This window comes from Denitraticella aggregata (assembly GCF_048158365.1).
In the GTDB taxonomy this organism is placed as follows: Bacteria; Pseudomonadota; Gammaproteobacteria; order Burkholderiales; family Rhodocyclaceae; genus Azoarcus_F.
This window is the reverse complement of the sequence record NZ_JBLLNL010000003.1, coordinates 180,399-194,272: the sequence shown is the minus strand read 5'-3', so window position 1 is coordinate 194,272 and position 13,874 is coordinate 180,399. Positions and strand designations below refer to the sequence as shown.

Annotated in this window: 18 protein-coding genes; 16 read left to right on the top strand and 2 right to left on the bottom strand. The window is 65.5% G+C overall.

Features of this window, described 5'->3' with window-relative positions:
- The first annotated feature begins 22 nt into the window (after positions 1 to 22).
- From ACKVEX_RS05885 to ACKVEX_RS05835, 11 genes are all read left to right on the top strand, one after another.
- Positions 23 to 547, top strand: coding sequence for a chalcone isomerase family protein (locus ACKVEX_RS05885; RefSeq protein WP_473214768.1), 525 nt, complete (start codon positions 23 to 25; stop codon positions 545 to 547).
- On the top strand, positions 540 to 1,883 hold the full coding sequence (locus ACKVEX_RS05880; protein ID WP_473214767.1) for an MFS transporter: 1,344 nt from the start codon (positions 540 to 542) through the stop codon (positions 1,881 to 1,883). The genes ACKVEX_RS05885 and ACKVEX_RS05880 overlap by 8 nt, the downstream gene beginning before the upstream one ends.
- Positions 1,880 to 2,410, top strand: a complete 531-nt coding sequence (locus tag ACKVEX_RS05875; protein ID WP_473214766.1) for a DUF3833 domain-containing protein — start codon at positions 1,880 to 1,882, stop codon at positions 2,408 to 2,410. Before ACKVEX_RS05880 ends, ACKVEX_RS05875 begins: the two co-directional genes overlap by 4 nt.
- Complete coding sequence (locus tag ACKVEX_RS05870) at positions 2,407 to 3,183, top strand: SDR family NAD(P)-dependent oxidoreductase (RefSeq protein ID WP_473214765.1); 777 nt, start codon at positions 2,407 to 2,409, stop codon at positions 3,181 to 3,183. The genes ACKVEX_RS05875 and ACKVEX_RS05870 overlap by 4 nt, the downstream gene beginning before the upstream one ends.
- Positions 3,180 to 3,596: a nuclear transport factor 2 family protein gene (locus tag ACKVEX_RS05865; protein ID WP_473214764.1), complete on the top strand. Its 417-nt coding sequence runs from the start codon at positions 3,180 to 3,182 to the stop codon at positions 3,594 to 3,596. Before ACKVEX_RS05870 ends, ACKVEX_RS05865 begins: the two co-directional genes overlap by 4 nt.
- A 362-nt stretch (positions 3,597 to 3,958) precedes the next feature.
- Positions 3,959 to 5,086 (top strand): cytochrome c oxidase subunit II, encoded by a 1,128-nt coding sequence (gene coxB, locus ACKVEX_RS05860; protein ID WP_473214763.1) that lies wholly within the window; start codon positions 3,959 to 3,961, stop codon positions 5,084 to 5,086.
- Positions 5,087 to 5,211: 125 nt separating this feature from the next.
- Complete coding sequence (gene ctaD, locus ACKVEX_RS05855) at positions 5,212 to 6,792, top strand: cytochrome c oxidase subunit I (RefSeq protein ID WP_473214762.1); 1,581 nt, start codon at positions 5,212 to 5,214, stop codon at positions 6,790 to 6,792.
- A gap of 5 nt (positions 6,793 to 6,797) precedes the next feature.
- Complete coding sequence (locus ACKVEX_RS05850; protein ID WP_473214761.1) at positions 6,798 to 6,992, top strand: cytochrome oxidase small assembly protein; 195 nt, start codon at positions 6,798 to 6,800, stop codon at positions 6,990 to 6,992.
- A 16-nt stretch (positions 6,993 to 7,008) separates the two neighbouring features.
- A complete protein-coding gene (locus ACKVEX_RS05845) occupies positions 7,009 to 7,584 on the top strand; it encodes a cytochrome c oxidase assembly protein (protein WP_473214760.1) in 576 nt (191 codons plus the stop codon).
- Positions 7,584 to 7,829 carry a DUF2970 domain-containing protein gene (locus ACKVEX_RS05840; RefSeq protein ID WP_473214759.1) on the top strand — a complete coding sequence of 82 codons (246 nt, stop codon included), beginning with the start codon at positions 7,584 to 7,586 and terminating at the stop codon, positions 7,827 to 7,829. Before ACKVEX_RS05845 ends, ACKVEX_RS05840 begins: the two co-directional genes overlap by 1 nt.
- A 12-nt stretch (positions 7,830 to 7,841) precedes the next feature.
- Positions 7,842 to 8,696 (top strand): cytochrome c oxidase subunit 3, encoded by an 855-nt coding sequence (locus ACKVEX_RS05835; RefSeq protein ID WP_473214758.1) that lies wholly within the window; start codon positions 7,842 to 7,844, stop codon positions 8,694 to 8,696.
- Positions 8,697 to 8,701: 5 nt separating this feature from the next.
- On the opposite strand, the gene ACKVEX_RS05830 is transcribed toward ACKVEX_RS05835, so the two are convergent.
- Positions 8,702 to 8,896, bottom strand: a complete 195-nt coding sequence (locus ACKVEX_RS05830) for a twin transmembrane helix small protein (protein ID WP_473214757.1) — start codon at positions 8,894 to 8,896, stop codon at positions 8,702 to 8,704.
- A gap of 153 nt (positions 8,897 to 9,049) precedes the next feature.
- On the opposite strand from ACKVEX_RS05830, the gene ACKVEX_RS05825 reads away from it, so the two are divergent.
- Genes ACKVEX_RS05825 through ACKVEX_RS05805 form a run of 5 tightly spaced genes read left to right on the top strand, consistent with a single transcriptional unit; the run spans position 9,050 to position 12,831 of the window.
- Entirely contained in the window at positions 9,050 to 9,751 is a 702-nt protein-coding gene (locus ACKVEX_RS05825; protein ID WP_473214756.1) for an SURF1 family protein, read from the top strand.
- On the top strand, positions 9,741 to 10,301 hold the full coding sequence (locus ACKVEX_RS05820; RefSeq protein WP_473214755.1) for an SCO family protein: 561 nt from the start codon (positions 9,741 to 9,743) through the stop codon (positions 10,299 to 10,301). Before ACKVEX_RS05825 ends, ACKVEX_RS05820 begins: the two co-directional genes overlap by 11 nt.
- Positions 10,302 to 10,304: 3 nt before the next feature.
- Positions 10,305 to 11,342, top strand: a complete 1,038-nt coding sequence (locus ACKVEX_RS05815; RefSeq protein ID WP_473214754.1) for a COX15/CtaA family protein — start codon at positions 10,305 to 10,307, stop codon at positions 11,340 to 11,342.
- Positions 11,308 to 12,222 (top strand): heme o synthase, encoded by a 915-nt coding sequence (gene cyoE, locus ACKVEX_RS05810; RefSeq protein WP_473214753.1) that lies wholly within the window; start codon positions 11,308 to 11,310, stop codon positions 12,220 to 12,222. The genes ACKVEX_RS05815 and cyoE overlap by 35 nt, the downstream gene beginning before the upstream one ends.
- 18 nt (positions 12,223 to 12,240) lie before the next feature.
- On the top strand, positions 12,241 to 12,831 hold the full coding sequence (locus tag ACKVEX_RS05805; RefSeq protein ID WP_473214752.1) for an SCO family protein: 591 nt from the start codon (positions 12,241 to 12,243) through the stop codon (positions 12,829 to 12,831).
- Positions 12,832 to 12,888: 57 nt separating this feature from the next.
- Here the strand turns inward: ACKVEX_RS05805 and rpoH are convergent, their stop codons facing one another.
- Positions 12,889 to 13,737 carry an RNA polymerase sigma factor RpoH gene (gene rpoH / locus ACKVEX_RS05800; protein WP_473214751.1) on the bottom strand — a complete coding sequence of 283 codons (849 nt, stop codon included), beginning with the start codon at positions 13,735 to 13,737 and terminating at the stop codon, positions 12,889 to 12,891.
- Between the last annotated feature and the right edge of the window lie 137 nt (positions 13,738 to 13,874).

Below are 13,874 nucleotides of genomic sequence, written 5' to 3'. Positions count from 1 at the left end.
CTTGCGTCAGGTCGCGGCCATCATGGCGCTGACGTTCGTTGCGCTGTGGAGCGCGGCGCACGCGGCGCAGGACGCGCCCGCGCTACCCCACCCGCTCGGGGAGCAGCAATGGCAGGCGATCGGCAGCGGCGAATTGCGCTGGTTCGGTTTCCGCGTCTACCGGGCGGCGCTGTGGGCGGCCGATCCGTTACGCTGGGACACGCATGACGATTTCGCGCTGGTGATCCGTTACGCGCGCGCGATCGATGCGTCCCGCCTGGTGCAGGCCAGCCTGGACGAGATGCGACGGCTGGGTCAGGCATCCGAGGCGCAGTTGTCCGGATGGGGGCCACGGCTGCAGGCCGCTTTCCCGGATGTGGCTGCCGGCGACCGCATCACCGGTGTCAATCTCGCCGGACGGGGGGTCGCCTTCTATTTTGGAAACGAACTCACCGTCGAGATCTTGGATCCCGCGTTTGCACGCGCGTTCTTCGCAATCTGGCTGGATGAGCGCACCCGCGAACCCGGCCTGCGGGCGCGCCTGCTCGGCGCGTCGACCGATGGCTGAGTCGCGCCTGGACGCGGCGGGACCGGCCCCCGTGCTGGGCGACGAGCCGATCGGGCGACTGCGACGCGGCGCCGAAATGGGCGTGTCGCATCTGGCGGCCTATGGCGTCTTCGGCCTGCCGCTGGCCTTTGCAGCCCTGCCGATCTATGTTCATGTGCCGAAGCTCTACTCCGACGGCCTCGGCGTGCCGCTCGCAACGGTGGGCGGCGTGCTGCTCGGCGTCAGGATCTTCGATGCGCTCAGTGACCCGATGATCGGCTGGGTCAGCGACCGGGTCGGGGCACGCAAGGGCATGATCGCGCTGTCCCTGCCGCTGCTCGGCGCCGGCATGTTCGGCCTGCTCGCGCCGCCGCCCGAGGCGGGCGCGCTTTGGTTGGGGCTGATGGTGCTGATCGTGACGTTGGGATTCTCGGCCGCGTCGATCAACTATGGTGCGTGGGGGGCGGAGGTTGCGCATACGCCGCATGGGCGCACCCGTGTGGTCGCGGCGCGCGAGGGCTTCGCGCTGATCGGTGTCGTGCTCGCGGCGGCGCTGCCCGGCCTGATCGCAGACGACGAGGTGGCGGGGCTGGCCGCACTCGGGGCGCTGTTTCTGCCCTTGTTGCTGGTCGCCGCGGTGATCTCGCTCGCGTTCGCGCCGGCGGGGCCCACGCCGCTGCGCTCCAATGCGCCGATGCTCGGTTCCCTTGGTGCTGCGTTGATGCATCGACCGTTCAGGCTGCTGATCATCGTGTTCGCGGCCAATGGCATCGCCGCGGCGGTGCCGGCCTCGACCGTATTGTTCTTTGTGTCCGACCTGCTCGGCGCGGAGCGCCTGGCAGGCCTGTTCCTGGTGCTGTATTTCGTGGCCGGGGCGGCGAGCCTGCCGTTGTGGGTGGCGCTGTCGCGCCGGATCGGGAAGGTGCGCGCATGGTTGTCGTCGATGCTGCTCGCGATCGTCGTGTTCGTATGGGCGTGGACGCTGGGCCCGGGCGACGTCCTGCCCTTTGCCCTGATCTGCGTGCTGTCGGGCATGGCCCTCGGTGCGGATCTGGCGCTGCCGCCGGCGATGCTGGCCGACCTGCTGGCCCGCGATGGCGCGCGCGGCGGGACGGCGCGCGCCGGGGCGTGGTTCGGCTGGTGGAACTTCGTGACCAAGGCGAATCTCGCGCTCGCGGCGGGCCTTGCGCTGCCCTTGCTGGCCCTGTTCGGCTATGCCTCGGGGAGCACCGATCCCGCGTCGCTACGGGCCCTGGCGGCGGTCTATGCGCTGCTGCCGGTGGCGCTCAAGGTCTGCGCGTCCGTGCTGTTGTGGGCGCTGCGCGACGAACTCGATTTTGCGGAAGGCGCGACATGAACAGGATTGCAGTGATGTTTGCCGGCCTCGTGGGGCTGGCCGGTTGCGGGTCGGTGGATATCGACAGGTACGCGATGGAAAAACCCGAACTCGACCTGCGCAGCTATTTCGACGGTACGCTCGACGCGCACGGCATCTTTCAGGATCGCTCGGGCGAGGTCGTGCGTCGCTTTCATGTGGTGATTGAAGCCAGCTGGGAAGGTGACACCGGCGTGCTGGACGAACACTTCACGTATTCGGACGGCACCACGCAACGGCGGGTGTGGACTATCGTACGGCACGACCGCAATCGCTACACCGGCCGCGCCGACGACGTGGTCGGCGAGGCGGTCGGCCAGGCGCAGGGCAATGCGCTGCGCTGGCGCTACGTACTGGCCCTGCCGGTCGGCGACAAGGTGTACAACGTCGATTTCGACGACTGGATGTTCCTGATGGACGACCGCGTGATGCTGAACCGCTCGGTGATGAGCAAGTTCGGCTTCCGGCTGGGCGAGGTAACGCTGTCCTTCTACAAGCGCCCCGAATGAAGTCGCTGAATCCCCGGATACGCGACTGGGCCCGGCGCAGGGTGTGGCTGGTCGGCGGATCGAGCGGCATCGGTGCCGCGCTCGCGCGCAGGCTCGCCGCCCGCGGGGCATGGCTGGCCCTGTCGGCGCGCGATGAGCGCAAGCTTGCGGAGGTCGCGGCCGACTGCGCTGGTGCGCTGGCCCTGCCGATGGACGTCACCCGGGAAGGCGACTACGCGCGCGTGCTGGAGATCATCGTCGAGCGCTGGGGCGGCGTGGACCTCGTCATCCTCAATGCCGGGACCTATGCACCGTTGCGTGCATGGGAGATGACCCCGGAGGCGATCCGAAGCACTTTCGACGTCAATTTCCTCGGGGTCGCGGATGGCGTGGCGGCGGTATTGCCGCAGTTGCTGCAGCAGGGCGAAGGTGCGATCGCAATGGTCGGCAGCGTCGCCGGTTACGCCGGGCTGCCGAAGGCGATCGCGTACGGGGCGTCCAAGGCCGCGTTGATCAACTTTGCCGAGACGCTGTACCTCGATCTGTCCCCGCGCGGCATCGCGGTCCATCTGATCAGCCCGGGTTTCGTCGCGACCGGCCTGACCGCGCAGAACGACTTTCACATGCCGGCCCTGATGCAGCCGGACCAGGCGGCCGACGCGATCATCGCCGGCCTTGGCCGCGGACAGTTCGAGATACACTTTCCGAAGCGTTTCACCCGCGTGCTGAAGCTGCTGCAGTTGCTGCCCTATCGCGCGTATTTTTCACTGGTCGGCAGGATCACCGGCGCATGAACGCAGACGTCGAGTCGCTGGTCGCTTTCTATGAAGGTCTGTCGCCGGCCTCGGTCGTGCGGCTGCGCGAGCTCTACGCGGCCGACGCGCACTTCAAGGACCCGTTCAACGACGTCCGCGGCGTCGACGCGATCGAACGGATCTTCCGCCACATGTTCGCGCAGGTGGACGATCCGCGCTTCGCGGTCGGCACACGCATCGTCCAGGGCCGGGATGCGATGCTCGCATGGGTGTTCAGCTTCACGACGCATGGCCGCGCGATGACAGTGCGGGGGGTCACGCACATGGTCTTCGACGAGCAGGGCAGGGTTGCCGAGCATCGCGACTACTGGGATGCGGCGGAGGAGTTGTACGCCAAGCTCCCGGTGATCGGCGCGGTCCTCAGATGGATGGCGCGCAGACTCGCTGCGTGAGCCGACGCAGCCATTCATACCTAAAGCATAAGCGTGCTGCATGGCAGCAACAAGACATGCGCTTGGCTTCGCGATGTCCTGATCGACAGGTTCGAAGGCCACGTTTATCACATGCGGCGTCGCAGCATATTGATCGACGTCAAAAAATCGTGTTGCGAGCGCGGAATCGGCTATGGCATGATCGCCTCAAGCAGGCGAAGAACCGCGCGTCTACAAGATTCCGAACGATTTTGAGCGCTTGGCCTTTTGCGCAGCAGGGTCGGAGGAGCGTTCCCCCGAGCGGTTGTCGGTCACGACGACGTGAATGCGCGACAGATCGGTTTTTCGTGACTTGCAACAATGGACCACATGGGGGTTGAGACATGAGTCTTTCCGGGCGTCTGACAGCTTCAGCCGCATTGCTGACTGTATCGCAGGGCGTGTTGGCGCAGAGTCGCTATAATTTTCAGCCGCCAGTGACCAGCGTGGCCGAACAGATCTACGACCTGCACACGTTGATGCTGTTCATCTGTCTGGTGATCTTCATCGTCGTATTCGGAGTGATGTTCTGGTCGGTCTTCAAGCATCGCAAGTCGCGCGGTGCGGTCGCTGCCAATTTCCACGAGAACACCACGATCGAGGTCGTGTGGACCATCATTCCGGTCTTCATCCTGGTGGGCATGGCCTGGCCGGCGACCAAGACGATCATCGACATGCGCGACACCACGGATCCCGAGATCACGATCAAGGCCACCGGCTACCAGTGGAAGTGGGGTTACGATTATCTGCAGGGCGAAGGCGAGGGCATCCGCTTCGTGTCCAATCTCGCGACGCCGCTGGCCCAGATCCAGGGGCGTGAGGACAAAGGCGACCACTATCTGCTCGAGGTGGACAATCCGCTGGTCGTGCCGGTCGGCACCAAGGTCCGCATGCTGATCACCGCCAACGACGTGATCCATTCGTGGTGGGTGCCGGCCTTCGGCGTCAAGCAGGATGCCATTCCGGGCTTCATCCGCGACACCTGGTTCCGTGCCGACAAGGAAGGCATCTACCGCGGCGTCTGCGCCGAACTGTGCGGCAAGGACCATGCGTTCATGCCGATCGAAGTGCATGTGGTGTCGCCGACCCATTACAGCGCCTGGGCCGAAGGGATCAAGGTCGCCAGCCTCGCGAAGACCGTGGCCGACGACCGTGAATGGTCGCGCGACGACCTCATCGCGCGTGGCGCCGAAGTCTATGCAGCCAACTGCGCGGCCTGTCACCAGCCGGCGGGTACCGGCATCCCGCCAGCCTTCCCGGCGCTGGACGGCTCGGCACTGGTTCAGGGACCGCATGACGACTTGCTCGCTGTCGTGCTCAAGGGCAGGGAGGGGACTGCGATGGCCCCGTTCGGCGCTCAGCTGTCCGACGCGGACATCGCGGCGGTGACCACCTACCTGCGCAACGGCTGGGGCAACGCGATCGGCGACGCGGTCATGCCGGACGAGGTCGCGGGCGCGCGAGGCGGTTGATCGCCTCCCCTGCACGACGAGAATGATGCTGCGGGCAGCGGGCGTTCAGCCCATGCCCGCAAGCCTTGAAACAATGCAATCACCATCCGGAAGGGCGCGCCCGACCGGTCAGCGAAGGAGGCAGCATGGCGGCGGTAACCCCTGATCAGTTGCATGATCATCATCACGGCCCGACCGGGTTGATGCGTTGGATCACCACCACCAACCACAAGGACATCGGCACGATGTACCTGATCTTCAGTTTCATCATGTTCCTCTCCGGAGGTGTGATGGCGCTGACGATCCGGGCCGAACTGTTCCAGCCCGGCCTGCAGGTGGTCGAACCCGAGTTGTTCAACCAGCTCACCACGCTGCACGGGCTGGTCATGGTGTTCGGCGCGATCATGCCGGCCTTCGTCGGCTTCGCGAACTGGCAGATCCCGCTGATGATCGGCGCGAGCGACATGGCCTTCGCGCGGATGAACAACTGGAGCTTCTGGCTGCTGCCGCCCGCGGCGATCCTGCTGATCGGCTCCTTCTTCGTGCCGGGCGGCGCGACCGCCGCCGGCTGGACGCTGTACCCGCCGCTGTCGATCCAGATGGGCATGGGCATGGACATGGCGATCTTCGCGGTCCATATCATGGGCATCAGTTCGATCATGGGCGCGATCAACATCGTGGTGACCGTGCTCAACATGCGCGCGCCCGGCATGACGATGATGAAGATGCCGCTGTTCTGCTGGACCTGGCTGATCACTGCCTACCTGCTGATCGCGGTGATGCCGGTGCTGGCCGGTGCGGTCACGATGCTGCTGACCGATCGCCACTTCGGCACCAGCTTCTTCAACGCCGCCGGCGGCGGCGATCCGGTGCTCTACCAGCACATCTTCTGGTTCTTCGGGCATCCCGAGGTCTATATCATGATCCTGCCGGCTTTCGGCATCGTGAGCCAGATCATCCCGACCTTCGCTCGCAAGCCGCTGTTCGGCTACGCGTCCATGGTGTATGCGACCTCGTCGATCGCGATCCTGTCCTTCGTGGTATGGGCGCACCACATGTTCACCACCGGCATGCCCACCGCCGGTCAGCTGTTCTTCATGTACGCGACGCTGCTGATCGCGGTACCGACCGGCGTGAAGGTGTTCAACTGGATCGCGACGATGTGGCGTGGCTCGATGACATTCGAGACGCCGATGCTGTGGGCGACCGGCTTCATCTTCGTGTTCACGATGGGTGGCTTCACCGGCCTGATCTGCGCGATCGCGCCGATCGACATCCAGATCCACGACACCTACTACGTGGTGGCGCATTTCCACTATGTGCTGGTCGCCGGCAGCCTGTTCGCGCTGTTTGCCGGTGCCTACTACTGGTTGCCGAAATGGACCGGCCGCATGCCGGACGAAACGGTCGGCAAGATCCACTTCTGGTCGTCGCTGATCTTCTTCAACATCACCTTCTTCCCGATGCACTTCCTCGGCCTGGCCGGCATGCCGCGTCGGGTGCCGGACTACGCGTTGCAGTTCGCGGACTTCAACATGATCGCGTCGATCGGCGCATTCGGCTTCGGGCTGTCGCAGCTGATCTTCCTGTGGGTGGTCATCAAGGCCGCGCGCGGTTCCGGCGAGAAGGCCGCGGCCCGTTCCTGGGAAGCCGCCGAAGGACTGGAGTGGACGGTGCCGTCGCCGGCGCCGCACCACACCTTCGAAGAAGCGCCGGTGCTCAGGTGAGCCGCGTGAGTACGCACCTCGCGACGCCGCAGATGAAGCACGATGCCGGGCAGGGCGGCGCGGGCGGGCCGTCGGCCGGGCGCACACCCGGGCCGGACCCGCGCCGGGCCAAGAACGTCCGCACCGGCCTGCTGCTCGCGGCGGTCGCGTTCGGGTTCTTCATGCTGGTGGTGATCAAGCACAAGATGTTGGGCGCATGAGCGCGGAGAGCGGGCTATGAGCGGCGAGCGTACGAACAGGCTTGAACGGGAGAATCGCAGGGTGTTGCAGCGCCTGGCGCTCGGCGCGGTCGCGATGTTCGGCTTCGGCTTTCTGCTGGTGCCGTTCTACGAGAAGATCTGCGAGGTGACCGGCATCAACAACATCCTGCAGCCGAGCCAGGTCGTCAACACCCAGGTCGACCTGTCACGCACGATCACGGTGCAGTTCGATGCCAACATCCACCACGATCTGCCGTGGACCTTCCGTCCGCTGCAGACCGCGGTGCGCGTGCATCCGGGGGAACTGACCACGATCGCGTACGAGGTCACGAACACGCGTGCGGAGCCGATCACCGGACAGGCCGTGCCGAGTTACGGCCCACAGGTCGCGGGGCGGCACTTCATGAAGATGGACTGCTTCTGTTTCACGCAGCAGACGCTGGCGCCGGGCGAGCGCCGCACGATGCCGGTCGCTTTCGTGCTCGATCCGGCGCTGCCGGCGGATGTGACGACGATCACGCTGTCCTACACGTTCTTCGAGATCGCCGGTCGCCGCGCGTCGGTGGTGGCCGCGCCCGCCAACGAATCCTGATGGCCGGGGACAGGAAGGCCATGGACACGGACGCGTCGGTGCAAACGGTGAGGCGTGCCGGGTTCTGGGCTACGATTCGCGCGGTGCTGTGGGGCTTCCTGGGCATCCGCAAACGCAGCGGCTACATCAGCGACGCGACCTCGCTCGACCCGCGTGCAATCGTCGTCGCAGGCGTACTGGGGGGTGTCCTGTTCGTTCTGGCGATCGTCGCACTGGTGCGCTTCGTCATCTCGGTATCACAATAAGGGGGTCAATCAATGAGTCACGCGCTGGACAAATACTTCGTACCCGAGCCTTCGACCTACCCGATCTTCGGCTCCATCGCGTTGCTGCTTTTCGGCACCGGTGCGGTGATGTGGCTCAATGGTGTGGGTCCGGGGCCGCTGGTGTTCTTCCTGGGCGTCGCGCTGTTGATCTACATGATGTTCGGCTGGTTCGGTCAGGTGGTGAAGGAGTCCGAAAGCGGCCAGTACGGCAAGCAGGTCGACCGATCCTTCCGCTGGTCCATGGGCTGGTTCATCTTTTCGGAAGTGATGTTCTTCGCCGCCTTCTTCGGTGCGCTGTTCTATGCGCGCGTGTTCAGCGTGCCCTGGCTCGCGACCGGCGAGAACTTCGAACTGCTGTGGCCGCAATTCACTGATTCGACCTGGCCGACTGCGGGGCCGCTGGTCTACGAAGCGTTCACGCCGATGGGCGCCTGGGGCATCCCGGCCTTCAACACCCTGCTGCTGCTGACCTCCGGCGCGACGCTGACCTGGGCGCATCACGCGCTGCTGAAGAACGATCGCGCGACGCTGAAGAAGGGCTTGCTGCTGACCATCCTGCTCGGCGTGGTCTTCCTGAGCTTCCAGGCCTACGAATACGTCCATGCCTATTCCGACCTGAATTTGCGCCTGGATTCAGGGATCTACGGCTCGACCTTCTACCTCCTCACCGGGTTCCACGGCTTGCACGTCACGATCGGCGCGATCATGCTGACCGTGATGTACGTGCGCATCCACAAGGGCCATTTTCGGCCGGACAATCACTTCGCGTTCGAGGCGACGGCCTGGTACTGGCACTTCGTCGATGTCGTGTGGCTGATCCTGTTCGTGGTCGTGTATTGGCTGTGAGCGGCTTATAACTTGCCGGTGATCATTCCGGTCGCGAAACCCAGCATGAGGATCAGGAACAGGCCGATCGACAGCCCCACCCGTAGCGCCAGTGCGTGCAGCGTGCGGGTGCCGGTGCCCTTGTCGCGGATCAGGAACAGCAGCGCCGAGCCGAGGCTCGCCAGAATCAGGAAGATGAACAGAATCACGATGATGCGCATGGCGCGTCTCCTGGTCTTTTGCAGGGGTTGGAGCTTGGTGTGGGTACGAGCTTTCTTGGTGTCCATTGTCGCGCGAAAGTGCCCGGAATGCGCGGGGCTGACGCGTGTCCAGCCGTGTTTTCGGCAAGGTGGTGCCGCGGCGGTCGTAGCGGCATGACTGTGACGCGACTGCACCCGGTCCCGGTGCTGGCCGGCCTGATCGTGATCGTGGGCACGACGCTGCTGGGCAACTGGCAGATGCAACGGGCCGCCGAAAAGCAGGATATTCAGGCGCGGATCGACGCGGGGCTCAGGGCCGAGCCGGTGCCGGTGGACACCCTCGGGGTGCCGGCCGAATGGCAGAACGTGTCCTTGACCGGCAACTGGCGCGCGGAAGGCACGATCTACCTCGACAACCGGGTGTATGACGGCCGGGCCGGCTATCATGTGCTGACCCCCCTGCAGCTCGCGAATGCGCAGGGGTGGGTGCTGGTCAATCGGGGCTGGGTCTTCGCCGGGCCGGATCGTGCGACGCTGCCACCGGTGCCGACCGCGCTCGGGCCGACCACCGTGATCGGACAGGTTCGCGAGCCGGAGTCCGCGCCGTTCACACTGGCGACCGAGGCGGGGCAGGGCGCGCTGTGGCAGTACATCGATGTCGCGCGCTACCGCGACTGGTCGGGTCTCGCCGTCAGGGACTGGATCGTGCAGCAGACCTCGTCGTCGGATGACGGCCTGGTGCGCGACTGGCCCCGCCCGGACGCCGGCATGGATCGCCATCGTGGCTATGCATTGCAGTGGTATTCGTTCGCCGGCATTGCGCTCGCACTGACCGGTTTCTATGTCTACAGGAGTGTCAGGTCCGATGCAGCGTAGCGCAAAGATCACCCTCACCGCGATCATCGTGGTGTGCACCCTGCCGGTGATCGCATCTTATCTCGCGTTCTATGTCTGGAAACCCCAGGACAGCGTGAATTACGGCGAGTTGATGTCGCCCAGGCCGCTGCCCGACGCGACGCTGTCGGTGCCGGCGGGTCTGCCAGCGGTCGATCGCGGATCGATGAGCGGCCACTGGACCCTGGTCTATGCGGGACCGGCCGCCTGCGGCGACGCGTGCCAGCAGGCCCTGTATGCGACGCGTCAGACCCGTCTTGCGCAGGGCAAGGAGATGGATCGCGTGTCGCGGTTGTGGCTGGTCACCGACGGCGGCACGCCTGCGCCCGCGTTGCTCGATGCCCATGCCGAGCTGCGCGTCGCGCATGCCGACGCCGGCTGGCTCGCGCTGCTTCCGGGCGCCGAACAGGGGGTGTTCGTCTATCTGGTCGATCCGCTCGGTAACGTGATGATGCGGTTCCCCGAGCAGGCGGACATCAAGCTCGTGATCAAGGATTTGCAGCGCCTGCTCAAATATTCCGGACTGGGTTGAGTCATGAACACATATCGTCGCCTCGTCGTGCTGGCCTTGATACTGACCACCCTGGTGGTCGTGTTCGGCGCCTATGTGCGCCTCGCCGATGCCGGTCTGGGTTGCCCGGACTGGCCGGGTTGCTACGGAAAACTGACGCCTGCGCATGCGGTGCAGTACATTCGCGAGGCCCATGGCGCAGACCCGCATGGTCCGGTCAGCATGCCCAAGGCCTGGAAGGAGATGATCCACCGCTATCTGGCCTCCACGCTGGGCCTGCTGATCATCGCGATCGCGGTGCTCGCGTGGCGTCGTCGGGCCGAGCAGGGCAGCGCACCGATGGTCGCGACCGCGCTGGTGGGCGTGGTGGTCTTCCAGGGGCTGCTCGGCATGTGGACGGTGACGCTGCTGCTCAAGCCCGCCATCGTCACCGCGCACCTGCTCGGCGGCATGACCGTGCTGGGCATGCTCGCGGTGCTGGCGCTGCGCGCGTACCGCGTGCACCGGGTCGAGGTCGCCCCGCTGGTGCAGGTTCTGTCCTGGCTGGCCTTCATACTACTGGTCGCGCAGATCACGCTGGGTGGTTGGGTCAGCACCAATTATGCGGCGCTCGCATGTACCGATTTCCCGACCTGCCATGGCAGCTGGTGGCCGGACGTCGACTACGCGAACGCGTTTCACGTGGTGCGCGAGCTCGGCATGACGCCCGAAGGCGAGCTGCTGTCGCTCGAGGCCCTGACCGCGATCCACTGGATGCACCGCATCGGCGCGGTGTTGGCCGGTTCGGCGCTGTTCGGTCTCGCGTGGCTGCTGTCGCGCCGCCAGGCCACGCAGCGCATCGGCCTGGCCCTGCTGGCGGCGGTGGTGCTGCAGGTGCTGATCGGGGTCGCGAACGTGGTGTTCAGCCTGCCGCTGTGGCTGGCGGTGGCCCACAATGCCGGCGCCGCGCTGCTGCTGCTGGTGATGGTGTGTATTACATATCGGCTGAACGGGGCGCCGCGCCCGGTCACGGCCGTCAGGAGAGACGATGAGCGCGCAGAACACAAGAACTCTTACGCTTGATCGCGCAGCCGCCGGCCGGCGGCTGCGCGCGTTCTATGTGCTGACCAAGCCCAGGGTCAATACGCTGATCGTGTTCTGCGCGATCATCGGTATGTTCCTGGCCGTGTCGGGGGGCTTGCCCGACCCGGCGGTGGTGCTGGCGGCCACGGTCGGCATCGCGTTCGTGGCCGGCGCGGCGGCCGCGATGAACTGCCTGATCGAAAGCAGCATCGATGCTCACATGGCCCGCACCCGCGGCCGGCCGCTGCCGCGCGGCGAGCTCAAGCCGGTCGAGACACTGGGCTTCGCGGCCGCGCTCGGCGGCACCGGCCTCGTGATCCTGCATCAACTGGTCAACCCGCTGACGATGTGGCTGACGCTGGCCACCTTCGTCGGCTATGCGATCGTCTACACCGTGCTGCTGAAGCCGCGCACGCCGCAGAACATCGTGATCGGCGGTGCGTCCGGTGCGATGCCGCCGGTGCTCGGCTGGGCGGCGGTCACCGGCGAGGTCAGCGCGGATGCGCTGCTGCTGTTCCTGATCATCTTCGCCTGGACGCCGCCGCACTTCTGGGCGCTGGCGCTGTATCGCACCGAGGACTATGCGCGCGCCGGCCTGCCGATGCTGCCGGTCACGCATGGGTCCGAGTACACCCGGCTGTCGGTGCTGCTCTACACCTGCATCCTGTTCGCGGTCACGCTGCTGCCGTTCGCGACCCGCATGAGCGGCTGGCTCTATCTGGCGGCGGCGGTCGCGCTCGGTGCGACCTTCCTGCACCATGCGTGGCGTCTGTATGTCGATTACAGCGATGCGCTGGCACGCAAGACCTTCCGCTTCTCTATCCTGTATTTGTTCTTGCTCTTCGCCGCCCTCTTGACCGATCATTACCTCAGGTTCTGACTCTCACAAGATGGTTTAATGCGATTTCCCTCTCTCGCGGCCGCGTTCGTAATCCTGCTCGCGGTCGCAGCCTGTTCCGACCCCGCCGCCCCGACCTTCCGGAGCACCGACATCACCGGCGCCGATTACGGTCGCTCGCTCGCGCTCACCGATCATCACGGCGAGCCGCGCACCCTGGCCGACTTCAAGGGCAAGGTGGTCACGCTGTTCTTCGGCTTCACGCAGTGTCCGGACGTGTGCCCGACCAGCATGATGACTATGAGCGAGGTCATGGCCGCGCTCGGACCGGACGCCGACCGCCTGCAGGTGCTGTTCGTCACCGTCGACCCGGAACGCGACACGCTGGAACTGCTCGCCAGTTACGTGCCGGCCTTCGATTCGCGCTTTCTGGGCCTGGTCGGTACGCCCGAGCAGATCGCCGAGGTCGCGAAGGAATTCCGCATCTTCTACCGCAAGAGCGGTGATACCAGCGGCATGAACTACACGATAGACCACTCCGCCGGCACCTACGTCTTCGACCCGCAGGGGCGGTTGCGCCTGTACGTGAGGCATGGGGAGTCGGCCGACACCATCGCGGCGGACGTGAAGCAGTTGCTCGCGGGCAAGTAGCAAAAAGCAAAGGCCATCCGGAGATGGCCTCGGGTGTTACACGCGCGGCTGCGGCGATCAGGCGGCCAGCAGACCCCGCATCTTCTGCATCGCCTTGGCCTCGATCTGGCGGATCCGTTCGGCCGACACGCCGTATTCGGCCGCGAGTTCGTGCAGCGTCGCGCTGTCGCCTTCGGTCAGCCAGCGGCGGCTGACGATCGCGCGGCTGCGCTCGTCGAGGCTCGCCAGCGCGTCATGCAGGCCTTGCTCCTGAAGGCGGGCGTTCTCGGCCTGTTCCAGTACCACCGACGGTTCGGCGTTCGGGTCGGGCAGGTACGCGATCGGCGCGAAGCGCTCGTCCTCGTCGTCGTTGCCGCCTTCCAGCGGCATGTCGCGACCGGTCAGGCGGGTCTCCATCTCGACCACTTCCTCGGTCTTGACACCGAGTTGCTCGGCAACCGCCTGCACCTCGTCATGCTTCAGCGTGCCGGTGGTGGTCTTCATGCTGCGCAGGTTGAAGAACAGCTTGCGCTGCGCCTTGGTCGTAGCGATCTTGACCAGCCGCCAGTTGCGGATGATGTACTCGTGGATCTCCGCCTTGATCCAGTGGATCGCGAACGACACCAGCCGCACGCCGCGCGTCGGGTCGAAGCGCTTGACCGCCTTCATCAGACCGATGTTGCCTTCCTGGATCAGGTCCGCATGCGGCAGGCCGTAGCCCAGATAACCGCGTGCGATCGCGACCACCAGGCGCAGATGCGACATCACCAGTTGCCGCGCGGCACCCACGTCGCCGTCCTGCTGCAGACGGGTGGCCAGCGTTTGTTCTTCCCGCTCGGTCAGCAGCGGAATGCGGTTGACCGTCTGGATGTACTGGTCGATGCTGCCGACCGCGCTCGGCGTCGGCAGCGACAGGGCTTGATTCATATGCTTGATCCCTCCTTGCGCGCTATTTTAGCACTCTGCGCATGAGAGTGCTAAATCCGCAGCAGGTTCCCCCGAGGCCGGTCAAGCCGGTGCACGCTCGGGTGCCAAGCGCTCCCGGCTTTCACGGCGACCGTGTT